This window comes from Salinigranum marinum (assembly GCF_024228675.1).
Taxonomy (GTDB): domain Archaea; phylum Halobacteriota; class Halobacteria; order Halobacteriales; family Haloferacaceae; genus Salinigranum; species Salinigranum marinum.
In genome coordinates, this window is the sequence record NZ_CP100461.1 from 2351841 (window position 1) to 2363879 (window position 12039).

The window sequence follows — 12039 nt, forward strand, 5'->3', positions numbered from 1 at the left end:
AGCAAGACCACGTTAGAAGTCGCTGTGATTCTACGGGCAGGAGCACGACATGTCGACGATATCGGTGTCATCGAGTTCGATCTGTGCCTGGTGACATCCTCCCCGGCGTAAACGACGGGGCTTCCCGTAACCGCAAGTTGGGATATTTGCCGGTCTACGACACGACCTGTTCTCGCGGTGCGAACGCACCACTCTCTGAATCGAACAAGTATGTCGATGGCTGTGCCACACAGCCGTTACTCCTATCCTCGCCGTGAGGACTCGGAGTTATCTTCTGGCGCATGTTCTCCGCCCCGTTGCAATCCGCATTCCCGACCAACCCGCACGACGAGCAGACGTACAGGCCACGGTGCTTGCGGTTCAACCTCGTGTCATCACCACACCGTGAACACGTCTTCGAGGTATCCCACTCGTTCTCCTTCAGCACCGTGACACCTCGAATCTCGCCCTTGTATTCGAGGTACTGGTAGATGCGGTCGAACGCCCACGTGTGCAACTTCTTGTTGCCAGTCTTGCCCCAGTCCGACTCGCGCACGTCTTCGGGCCAACTCACCGAGAGCGTGCCAACACCGCGCTCAACACACTCTGTGATGATGGCGTCAGTAAGCGTGTGGTAGAAGTGCGTCTCGCGATCAGCGAGTTTCCTGCGTGCCCACATCGATTTCTCAGACGGGCCGTTCTCGCCCTCAGTATCGTATTCAGCACGTTTGAAGTAGTGCTTGTCCTGTTTGAGTGAATTCCCGGGGTACAGGACATATTCGTCAGGGAACGCGACCGTGGCGATGTTCTTGATGCCAAGGTCGATGCCTGCCACGCCATCGCCTGCGGAGTCAGTGGTTTCGAGTTCGATTTTGCAGACGAAGTGCAGTTCCCACTCGTCACCGTTCCAGACGGCGCGAACGTTCTGCACGGAGTTGACTTCTGTGAGGTCAACGTCGGGGCGCGTCTGGTACTCGCAGAGCAGGAAGTCCGACCAATACTCCTTGAGGTTCGAGCCTTTCGAGAGTCGGACGCGGTTGTTCTCGGGGTCGTGTTTGAAGCCGTCTTCTTTGAACGTGACCGTACTCTTGGGTCGGGTGTCGCCGTGTTTGCGGTAGCCGGGGGGATTCGCCTCGTCAAACTTGTGTCGCAGGTCGAACCAGGACTGGAAAGCGTCGGAAAGTTCTTCGATGACTTTCTGACTGGATTGGGCATTCAGGTCTTTCCAGCACGACTGGTTCTTCATATACGATTTTAGCACGCCTTCGTCTGGGATTTCACCAGTTGCGTTCCAGATGCGGTCGGCTGTCCATCGTGCGACGTTCCAGATTTTTGAGGCGGCGTCTCCGAGTGAGTCAAGGCCATCGCAGACCTGCCAGTGGTTCTGGATCGAACCAACGTAGGTTCGAGTGGCCTGAATCGCCATACATCGCCTATGTAGGCAAGGTACTTAGCATCGCTCCGAGTGGAGTGAAAGTGAACGTAGACGTGGAATATCCGGCCGTGCCATAGGCGGTGCTTGTGTGGAAAGTGTCGGATTCACTCCCACCCTGAAGGGTGGGATTCTCTCCTCGAAGAAAGATAGGGCTCGTACTGACTGCCTTTAGCCCGAAGGGTTTATGAGTACGAATATGATATGAATATGTATGGGTAAGGGCGAACGCCGGAAAATCGGGAAACGAGGTCAAGTGACAATCCCCAAAGATCTCCGAGAACGATTCGGAATGAAGGGAGGAGACGACGTCATTATCCACGAAGAGGGGGGGAAGCTCGTTATCGAACGATCGGTAACTCGTGAGGAGTTGGCTGAGGGATACCGCCAGCGTGCCCACCGGACCCGCGAACTCGCTGACGAACTGGAGGGCGTCTCGACGGAGGCCAATGAACACCTGGGCGATGCCCCAGAGTGGTAGCGGATGGCAACGTCCGTCCGTCGAGGGGATGTCGTTATTGTTGAACTTGATCCGACGCAGGGATCCGAACAACGGGGAACACGTCCGTGTCTCGTCGTGCAGAACGACGTAGGGAATGCAAATGCACCGACAACGATCGTTGTCCCGTTCACTACCTCTTTCGGCGAGCAGCTCTATCCGTTCGAAGTGCTCTTCCCAGCCCAAGAATGTGCGCTTCGGGAAGACTCAGTCGCGCTCTGTAGCCAGATTCGAACCATCTCTATCGAGCACCGCATCAACGAGAACCTCGGCTCGATTCCGCAAGAGCGGATAGACGAGGTCGATACCGCACTCGAATACAGTCTCGGCCTCACCAAAATCTGACAGGAATTGGCGAAAACAGTTCACCTCTGGTTTCTTTTCAACTCCCCCAATTAATGCGCTATTCTATGACAGCGAAGAGGACCCAATCTTTGCGAGACACGAGTTCAGGTGATTTCTATCACTAACCAACATATTCTATCAATATTGATATTCTTGTAGATACTGTTATTACGGTGATTTTCTTCCCAGTGTCCAAGCACGGCCGTCGAATTAGACGGTCATAAGGAGAGAACACAACCTTGGACGTCGAGAAATTGTATTCAGCGGTGGGGAATCGGCTCACGACAAACACAACGGGCCGTAATATCGGCAGTCACAGTGCGATTCGAATTACTCGGTCGGTGATCGTGGTCGCTGCGTTCGTGGTCATGGTCGACCCGGTGATGGCTCAGGCCGCAGGAAGTACGTTCTGTCAGACCGCCCTCGCGCGAACGGTGAAGAACATCTTCACTGTGATCCAATTCGGTGGGCCGTTGGTCGGCGGCGTTGTCGCTCTCGGTTCAACGGTTGCTCTGTCGGCCGTTCGACGGGCAGACCTCAAGCGTGAACTCAAGGAGATGCGGAATCAGGGAATCGTCTGGGGAGTCATTGTCGCACCCCTTGGAACGGTTACCATTCAATTCATCCTCAATAACATCGTTGCGGGGGGAGGGAGTTGCGCGTTCTGAAATGTGGCAGTGCTCTTTCGATAGCACGTTCGTTCAGATCGTCGGCTCCCACGAGGCAGGATCGAAAACGTGTGCGCACGATCCTCACGCTACTCTGTGGAGTGGGGTTGGTAGGCGGTGGACCAATCCGAGGCCGTGCACAGTCGACTGCAACCGCAACGCCGACATCGACCGATAACTCAACGGGCTCTGAGGCCGGAGCCGGGGGTGATCTCTCGAACGAGGCGATCGGGGATGCGATCGTCAGCGGTCTTAGATCGCTCTTGGAGACACTGTTTAGCCCGATTCGAGGACTCATCCAGTCGCACGCGAACGGCCTTCTCGACCTTCTCGTGGGGACGCCGCATCCCGAAGTGATCTTCGCCAGGCCAAACACATCTCCGTGGCTGGCGCTGTACCAATATTACTGGGATGCGATTGTCCCGCTTACGCTGCTACTGTTCGGCTTGAGCCTCATCGTGATCGTTCTACTCGAATCGATGAGTCACCTGCTCAGTGGCTATCACCGTGCACACCTGAAACGACGGGCGTTCGTGGGTCTGATGGGTATTCTGTCGTGGTGGTGGATCGCTGGATTTTCGCTGCAGCTAGCCGATGAGCTCACCCGCTTTCTCATGCCCAGTCTCGATTCGATTTCACTGTTCCAGACACTCTCGTTTGCGGGTATCGGGTTACTGGGTGTCGTCGCCACGCTGAGCGTCGACCTCCTGCTGTTCGTACTTATCGCGCTCATCTACTTCGTTCGACAGCTCGTCCTCTATGCGTTCGTTCTGGGGATGCCACTACTCATCGTAGCGTGGATTCCCGGTGTCGGTCCGTTCGGGTTCAGTGCCCGCTTCGCACAGCGCCTTGCAGGATTCTACGTACCGTTCCTGCTCATGACCGTGCCAGTTGCACTCTTGTTCCGACTCGGAGAACTTCTCGGGGAGTCAGCGACCCTCTCACTCGGGGGGATCGGCCTGTGGCTCACAGCACTCGTGATTCCGTTCGTGGCGGTCCTGTCGCCGTTCGTTCTGGTCTGGCAGGCGGGGTCGATTTTGCCCGTGGCAGACAAGCTAGCCCGACACGCTTCGAGAGAGCGACTCCAGCAGCGGACTGGTCACGCACGACAGCGGATGGGCGACGCCACACACGCCGGCCGAAACACGATGCGGGGGCTCCGTGATGAACCAGCAGTGCGTCACGACGGACAGACACTCTTGCAGAGTAACTCCGGGGCGGCGACCAGTCGTGGCCACCGTGTTGGTTCGGGGCTTCGCTCGGGATCGACGTTACTCAGAGAAACCTTTCGCCTCGGTACCGACGACGGGTGGAGCGAACCGGGCCGTGACGCTGGACGGTACGAACCGCGCGAATACAACAGCGAATGGGGTACTGACACTAATTCGAGAGACACTCGCGACCGCAGTCGTGGGTCATGGGAGCGAGATCCGTGAGCGCGCGTGGCGCAAGCAAACGGGTTCCGAAGTCGATCAACACGGGGACACACATTATCGGTCGATACACGCTTACCGATCTCGCAGTGGGCGCAACTCCGGGAGTAGCGGTCATCCTGTTGATTCAGCTCGTCGTGCCACCGGACGCGGCGGTTGGGGGCTATCGACTAACTGGTGCGACACTCCCGCTGACAGCGGGAGCGATTGCCGTCGGGGCGCTCGTGGTCTACCTCACCCCGGCTCATCTCACCACCGTCCAGTGGATCGCACTCATGTTGGGTTTCCAGTCCCGAGCAACTGAACTCGATCATCATGAAGCACTCCACCACACGCATCTGCACGACATCCATCCCGAACAGGGTCTCGTCGAACGGACAGACGGTGCGCTCGTCGGATTCGTTCAGGTACTACCACCGCCGATGGCACTCGCGACAGATGTCGAGTGGGCACACAAGGCCGAGGGGTTTCAGGAGTTTCTGAACACGGCCGTCGATTTTCCGATTCAGGTGTACTCGACGACCCGGCCGTTTCCGGTTGACGAGTACCTCGCCCAGTACAGATCACGCCGGACTGACCCGGACGTGCGTTCGAACCCGCAACTGGCGACCCTCATCGACGAGTACGTTGAGTGGTACCGGGCTGAGCTCTCCGAACGTCGGATGACGATCCGTGACCACTACGTCATCGTCTCCGTCACGCCCCCGGAGGTCCGATTCGAACAGGAGAGTCTGGCGCAGAAGCTAACATACGTTCCTGTGCTGGGCGTATTCATCAAGGCGATACTCGCACCTCGACGCGATGCCGAACGGGCGGCAATGTTCGACGCGATGGCCGACAGATTACACGTCGTCGAACGTGGGCTCCGAGAGATCGACGGCTGTGACGCACACCACATCGAGGCGAGCGAAGCGGCCGAGTTACTCGCGTCGTTCTGGGAAGGAGAGCAGGTCCAGTACGACGATCCTGGCCGGGTTGTGTCACGACAACCAGTAATCCGACGTAAATCATGATTCAGTTGCTACATACGCTATTCGGCGGCGAGGGACAGGAAAAGAAGCAAGAGACTGACTCGACAGCCCAGTCGACAGGGAGTGACGGTGGGCAGTCAATCAAGGATACCGACGACGGGTCACTCAGCCAAGACGAGGAGGCAGCCTCAGCTGACGATGTCACCGTGAGTTCCGACCCGACGGACCGGATGCCTCGCGCGGTCACAGAGCAGTATCAACGGCTGGTTGGTCCCTCAGCACTCGACTGTCAACCGGGGTCAGTGTTCGCTGGTACCGAGTGGACGCGGACGCTCTGGATCGGAGAGTTTCCCGATATGCCGTCCGACGGCCTGTTCGAGCGGCTCTATGCGACAGCCGAAACACGCCGAACGGACATCTCGATGCACCTCGAACCGCGGGATACACGCTCGACACTCGACGGGCTCGAAAACCAAATCGAGGACCTCGAAGCGGACTTCGAATTTCTCGCCTCGCGACGGCGTGCTGGCGCTCGTGGGATCAAGAAAGACCTGAACGACCACCGCGACCTCTACGACGTGCTGCGGAACACGCCAATGAAAGCGTTCGACGTCTCGATGTACTTGACCACGCGGCACGACGCCGAACACGATATTGACGCGGCGGGCGTCCGGACGGTTGCACGGCAGTCACCGGCGAATCTGACGCCGATCACCCCGCGGTGGGCGCAGCTCGACGCGCTCGTCTCTGCGAGTCCGATCGGTGTCGACCGGTTGGTCACGCGCTTCGATACCAAGACGCCGATGCTTGCGGGCGCAGTCGGGGCGATGTTTCCGTTCGTCGCGGGCACGTTCGCCGAACCCGGGATCGAATACGGGACGTACGCGCTCAACGAAAGCCCGCTTATCCTCGATCGTTTCGCTCGTGAAACGGGTTACTGCATGATGGTAATCGGAAAGCTCGGTGCGGGCAAGTCGTTCTCGACGAAACTCCATCTCGTTCGCCGGGCGATGTACGACCCGGACACGCTCATCGTGATGCTCGACCCGCTAGCCGGATTCGGTGGGCTGAACGACCTCCTCGGTGGCGAACGCGTCACTGTTGGTGGCACGCGGGCGTTCAATCCACTCGAAATTACGCCCATCCCAACGGACGTACTCCGTTCGGTTCCAGATCTTGACCCCTGGGCAGAGCAGATCAGTTGGGTGATGACGTTCTTCGAGACGTTTTTCGAACAGGTCGCAGCCAATCCGCTCGGTGACCGGACACAGACACTTCGGCGTGCCGTCCAAGAGGCATACAGCCAGCGTGGAATCACGCGTGACCCCTCAACGCATTCCAAGGAGTCTCCGACGGTGACCGACGTGATCGAGGTTCTGGAGCGAATCGTCGACGATCCGACGTCGTTCGGCTACGCGACGACGGCCGAACAGGAACACGTCCGCGAACACGCTGAATCGCTCCTGATCGACCTTCGGCCGTCGTTCCGTCCGGACGGTGATCTCGCACACCTCGCTCGACCGACAGAGTTCGATTTTACTTCGGACGTTATCTACCTCGACCTCCATCAAGAGGAGGGCACACGTGGCCGCAGTCAGACGAGTCTGATGATGCAAGTGCTGTTCAAGGCCGTCTACGAACGTGCGAAAACGACGGACAAGCGGGTCGTCTTCGTGATCGACGAGGCGCACTACCTGATGCACGATTCGACGTCACTGTCGTTTCTCGAAACGGCTGTCAGGCACAGTCGTCATTACGACCTCTCGCTGCAGTTCATCACCCAGACTGGTGGCGAATTCGCACTCACACCGGAGGCTCGGACGATCGCGAACCTCTGTTCGATGACGCTTATCCATCGAGTCAACGAGGAGGCACCGAAGTTGGCCGAGTGGTTTAGTCTCTCAGATCGCGAGGTGAACTGGGTTCGATCGGCAAAGGCCGGGAACGACGAGGACGGCTTCTCGGAGGCGTTACTCGGCATCGACGAGGAAGGGTGGTTCCCGCTGCGGATCCGAGCCAGTGGCTATGAGGCGAAGGTGATCGATCAGGGGTTCTGTCAGCCTCCCGGCGTCGGTGAGACACCGCAAGAGGGACTTCATGAACCGGATTCTACTGCAAGGAGCGAATCCACGTCGACAGCGGCTTTGGGTGACATACGGGGGAATAGGCGCGCGGGTGTGCACAAGTGAACTACCCCACCTCCACAAGCGAACGACTGAGGCCGTTCGGTTGGCTGTACCGATGGTACGACGAGACAACGTGATATGATACTGCAGGGGACGCTCCAGTTTGCTTGCCCGTTTGTTCTCTCCGTCGTAGTGAGGGCACCAATCGATTGCGGAATACATCCTCTGAGCTTTTTTACACGCTCCTGATGCGTCGGTTAGTGGCTCTCCTGAGTGAGCAGAATCCGCCTATGAGTGCTTCTCTCCCCGAATGTATTCTGTGGGAAACGGTCGTAGCGGACGATCTGCACCGCGTCAAAACAAGGCCGAGGGCGCGTATGGGTCACGCTTGAGGCTTGACAGCAGACATTGCCGCGGTCGCCCGTGATCGTCGGTCTATATCCCGAGCCACTCGTCGTTACGGACCTCATATCCGTTCGTCCGACAGAACTTCGCCGCTTCTCGGCGTACCGCCCGGGACGTCGGGAGCGTTTCTTTGTCGCGGATTCGCTCTACGATCCAGTCGCTGATGGCTCGGATGCCTTCATCGTCGTCATCGGCGTCGATCGCTTCAAGTTCTTGGAAGGTCTTCTCGTACGCCTTGCGCTGTGTCCAACTGAAATCCGTATTCCGAAGCGTCTTGCTGGCTTCCACAACCCGTTTCATGGCCGCGGCTACCGTCGGCCGCTGTACCTGTACCCGGACGGCAGCTGGAGAGTCGAACGTGTCCTCGTCTGTCTCCGGTACCAGTTCCTCGATACGGTAGCTCCCCTCGACCGATTCGATCTCGCGTTGGCCGATTGCCGCGACGATTTCGCCCCCCGTAGCCGGGAATGTCAGCTCTTCGAGTGCCGCCTCAAAATCGGCCAGTTCCTCCGCTACCACCGGTGGTTCTCGTTCGTCGCCGCGCTCCAGTTCCGTGGCGATCTCACGCTCCTGCTGGCGTCTCTCAGCGTCGTCTGCTTGGTTGTCTCGACCGCTCTTGTCATCTGCCATCTTGCAATTTTGGCTCTCTAGCCAGATAGCTCTGTGGTCGATACTACTTCCAGACCTTTAAATAACCCAAATCCTAGCGTCTAAACACGGCTCACAGCGCGTATTCAGCACTCACCCCTCCGTTTATTATCTATATACTGGTACGCTTTCGAATGGCCGGATCAGTGCCGGACGCGCTGGCCCTGCGTCCAGATTCGGGCGTCCCGCACGCTCCGGGTCAGTTCGGGCCACTTGACCACGAGGAACCCCCCGAAGATCACCAGGAACCCGGCTAGCGTGACTGCGGGCAGGCGCTCGCCCAGCCAGACCCACCCGACGATCGTGGCGACGACGGGGACGACGTAAACCACGAGGTTCGCCTGGTGAGGGCCGACTCGGTCAAGCAGCGAGAAGTACGCCACGAAGGCCATCGTGGTGGCGATCACCGCGAGGTAGAGGTACGATCCGACGAACGTCGGGGTGAGGGCGACGGCCTGGGGTTCGCCCGACAGGAGACTCCCGACGTGGAGCACTGCGCCGCCCAGCGCCAGCGAGAGGCCCGTCGTCGTCGCCGCGGGCATGTGCGATCCGCTCTTGCGGATCGCGATCGACCCGAGCGTGACGCCCGTGATAGCTGTCAACACCAGCAACTTTCCCCGGAAGTCGTCGCTGAACAGCGCCTCGGGGGTGGGGCGAACGACGAGGGCGACGCCCACGAGGCCGACGAGGACGCCGACCAGTGCCCTTCGGGAGAGACGCTCGGCGGGCAACAGTACCCACGCGAGGACGACCGTCAGGAGGGGACCGAGACTGTAGATGATCGCCGAGACGCCGGCGGTCGTGTACTGCTGACCGAGGTAGAGGAAGCCCGAGGACCCGAAGAACAGCACGCCCCCTCCGAGGACGGCCAGCCAGTCGGCGCGCCGGCGGGGGCGCCAGTCCCGGAGGACGAACGCGGCGTAGGCGAGCAACAGCAGCGCCGCCAGGTCGTACCGCAGAGCCGCGAACAGCAGCGGTGGCGCGTCGGCTAGTCCAGCCTTGATCGCCGGGAAGGCGCCGCCGAACGCCACCCCCATGAACAGAAAGAGCCCCGTGGCTCTCCGGGTTGACATAGGGTCGGTACGCTTCCCGAGGGCATACCCCTGTCGGCGCGTCGAAACGAAAGTGGGGCGATCCTGAACTACTCAGTCCACTCCACTCCAGAGCACTACTCCCAGGTCTGTTCTGCATAGTCGATCTTCTTGATATGACGAACTCTATACGTGTTCTCACACGATGATCCGCCAAGCAGCCTACGCTTGGGACGGTACCACGAGACCCCGTTCTCAATGCGTTTGGGCAATGAGTGGTCGTTCAGTCTGAAAGTGGAAAAATAAATGGCCGATTCGTCCTGCCTTCACGCTCTATCTTCAACTGAAGCGGTAGCGCGGAGTCCCCTTCCTCAGCGAACGAGCGAAGCGAGTGAGTAGGGAAGGGAGGAGCGCGTTCGTATTGGCTACAACCACTAACCTACATATAACCACGTATCTACGTTGAAACTGTGGCGGATGACTACGTGCGTCGGACAGCAATAACCCGCCTCTCGGTAGACGGTGAGCAACGCGAGTTGCTCGAGGAGACCATTTCTGAGTGGAAACGCGGGTGCCAACTCGCCACCGACATGGCGTGGGGCAGGTGCAACGCGAAAAGCGACGTCCAGCCCCTCGCCTACGACGACGTGCGCGAACACACCGGCCTCGGGAGTCAGCACACGATTCTCGCCACTCACCAGGCCGCAGAGGCCATCACTGGCTGTCTCGAACACCGGTCCAACGGCAAGAAAGTCAGCAAGCCGACCTTCACCGCACCGACCGTGAAATACGATACGCGGACCATGACGCTGTTCGACGACGACACGGTGTCCCTCTCCACCACGGAGAGTCGCGTCCGATGTGACCTTGCGCTGCCCGACGCCGACGATGGCTACCAACGGCAGTATCTCGACTCCGCCGAATGGAGCGTCACCGAAAGCACGCTCACTGCCCGCGACGGCGACTACTTTTTACATATCGGCTTCCGCCGACCCAAGACCGATACCGAACGGAACACCGCCGAGGACGGAACGGTCCTCGGAGTCGATCTCGGCATGGAGAACCTCGCCGTCACCAGCACCGCCTCATTCGTCAGCGGGCGGGAGTTGACCCACAACCTCCGCGAGTTCGAGACAGTTCGCGCCGGGCTCCAACAGACCGACACACGAAGCGCTCACCGAACGCTCGAACAGTCGAGTGGCCGAGAACTGCGATACATCCGCGACGTACTCCACCGAGCGTCGAACGCCATCGTGAACGAAGCACGCCGTTATGAGTGCGACGTGATTGCGTTCGAGGACTTGACCCACATCCGCGACCGCACGGGTGCGTCGTGGGGACACAAGTGGGCGTTCCGAACGCTCTACGAGCAAGTTGAGTATAAAGCCAAACCGGAAGGCATCGCGGTGAAACAGGTGGGGTCGGCGTACACGTCGAAGCGGTGCGCCGAGTGTGGATTTACCGCAGACGAGAATCGCCCAACTCGCAATGACTTCCAGTGCGTGAAGTGCGGGTCGGAAGCGAACGCAGACTACAACGCGGCGAAGAACATCGGAATGCGGTATGTCCGTCGGGGCCAACAGTCGTCTCGGCGGACGGGCAACAGTCAGCTTGCCCTGAAGTCCGGAACAGTGACGCTGAGCGGCGGGTTCACCGCCCACCCAGACGGGTTCGAGGCCGAGTTCATGGACAAGCCCCACCCTCCACGAGCGAACCCGCCAGGGTGAGCGAAGTAGGGTGGGGTAGTTGACGCGGCTGTTCCGCGTCAGCAAGAGCGATTTCACCGTCGCCGTCGGCTCACTCGTCGGCGTGATGGCGGTCGGCCTGCTCTGGGGCGTGTTCATCGGCGTGTTCGTCTCGCTGCTCGTGACGATCGAGCGGATCAGCGACCCGAAGATCGTGGCGCTGGGGCGCGTCCCCGGGACGGACCACTTCGTCGATCAGGGACGCCACGGCGAAGTTGAGGACGTCCCGGCGGTCGTGGTCTACCGCGTCGAGGCGCAACTGTTCTACGCGAACGCGTCGCGGGTGCGAGAGACGATTCTCGCGCGGGTCGACGGGTCCACCCGCCCCGTAGACCTCGTCGTCCTCGATCTGATCTCCTCACCGACGGTCGATCTCGAGGCGATCGGAATGCTCGAATCGCTCCACGCAGGGCTCGCGTCGCGCGGCGTGGACTTCCGGTTGGCGGGGGCGGACGCGCAGGTCCGTCGCCTGCTCCGCCGGAGCGGCCTCGAGGAGACCGTCGGCACGGTCGGCGAGGAAGACGCGATCTCGACCGTCATCGAGCGGTGGTGGTCCGAAGCGGCCGAGACGGACTGACACGCCGAGGGACGGACACTCGTGGAGGTACTCTGTTCGCCGTCGTCAGCGCCGGCCGGTATCGGCTCCCACGTCTCATCGGGTCGGAGAACCGGGGGCGTGCCGGACCGCAGGACGTCCTGCGGCAGACCGAATTGACGCTACTTCGTCGAAGGAACGGGAGTGGCGGGATACCGCCGG

The 12039-nt window shown here is 59.8% G+C and carries 11 protein-coding genes; 8 read left to right on the forward strand and 3 right to left on the reverse strand.

What is annotated here, in order from left to right:
- Positions 1–154 precede the first annotated feature (154 nt).
- Positions 155–1405: an RNA-guided endonuclease InsQ/TnpB family protein gene (locus NKJ07_RS11670; protein WP_318566990.1), complete on the reverse strand. Its 1251-nt coding sequence runs from the start codon at positions 1403–1405 to the stop codon at positions 155–157.
- Positions 1406–1625: 220 nt separating this feature from the next.
- Between NKJ07_RS11670 and NKJ07_RS11675 the strand changes: the two genes are divergently transcribed.
- From NKJ07_RS11675 to NKJ07_RS11700, 6 genes are all read left to right on the forward strand, one after another.
- On the forward strand, positions 1626–1892 hold the full coding sequence (locus NKJ07_RS11675; protein ID WP_318566991.1) for an AbrB/MazE/SpoVT family DNA-binding domain-containing protein: 267 nt from the start codon (positions 1626–1628) through the stop codon (positions 1890–1892).
- A 3-nt stretch (positions 1893–1895) separates the two neighbouring features.
- Positions 1896–2255: a type II toxin-antitoxin system PemK/MazF family toxin gene (locus NKJ07_RS11680; RefSeq protein WP_318566992.1), complete on the forward strand. Its 360-nt coding sequence runs from the start codon at positions 1896–1898 to the stop codon at positions 2253–2255.
- Between the two features lie 239 nt (positions 2256–2494).
- The gene (locus NKJ07_RS11685) at positions 2495–2923 is read left to right on the forward strand and encodes a hypothetical protein (protein ID WP_318566993.1); all 429 of its coding nucleotides are present in this window, start codon (positions 2495–2497) and stop codon (positions 2921–2923) included.
- Between the two features lie 71 nt (positions 2924–2994).
- On the forward strand, positions 2995–4359 hold the full coding sequence (locus tag NKJ07_RS11690; RefSeq protein ID WP_318566994.1) for a TrbL/VirB6 family protein: 1365 nt from the start codon (positions 2995–2997) through the stop codon (positions 4357–4359).
- A gap of 86 nt (positions 4360–4445) precedes the next feature.
- Positions 4446–5369, forward strand: a complete 924-nt coding sequence (locus tag NKJ07_RS11695) for a TraC-like domain-containing protein (protein ID WP_318566995.1) — start codon at positions 4446–4448, stop codon at positions 5367–5369.
- A 314-nt stretch (positions 5370–5683) separates the two neighbouring features.
- Complete coding sequence (locus NKJ07_RS11700; RefSeq protein WP_318566996.1) at positions 5684–7516, forward strand: VirB4 family type IV secretion system protein; 1833 nt, start codon at positions 5684–5686, stop codon at positions 7514–7516.
- A gap of 372 nt (positions 7517–7888) precedes the next feature.
- Here NKJ07_RS11700 and NKJ07_RS11705 read toward each other — a convergent pair whose 3' ends face one another.
- Both NKJ07_RS11705 and NKJ07_RS11710 read right to left on the reverse strand, forming a co-directional pair.
- Positions 7889–8488, reverse strand: coding sequence for a DUF5789 family protein (locus tag NKJ07_RS11705; RefSeq protein WP_318566997.1), 600 nt, complete (start codon positions 8486–8488; stop codon positions 7889–7891).
- A gap of 161 nt (positions 8489–8649) precedes the next feature.
- Positions 8650–9579 (reverse strand): DMT family transporter, encoded by a 930-nt coding sequence (locus NKJ07_RS11710; RefSeq protein WP_318566998.1) that lies wholly within the window; start codon positions 9577–9579, stop codon positions 8650–8652.
- A 428-nt stretch (positions 9580–10007) separates the two neighbouring features.
- Between NKJ07_RS11710 and NKJ07_RS11715 the strand changes: the two genes are divergently transcribed.
- Together NKJ07_RS11715 and NKJ07_RS11720 are read left to right on the forward strand one after the other, a co-directional pair.
- A complete protein-coding gene (locus NKJ07_RS11715; protein ID WP_318566999.1) occupies positions 10008–11264 on the forward strand; it encodes an RNA-guided endonuclease InsQ/TnpB family protein in 1257 nt (418 codons plus the stop codon).
- A gap of 19 nt (positions 11265–11283) precedes the next feature.
- Positions 11284–11859, forward strand: a complete 576-nt coding sequence (locus NKJ07_RS11720) for an STAS domain-containing protein (protein WP_318567000.1) — start codon at positions 11284–11286, stop codon at positions 11857–11859.
- Positions 11860–12039 lie beyond the last annotated feature (180 nt).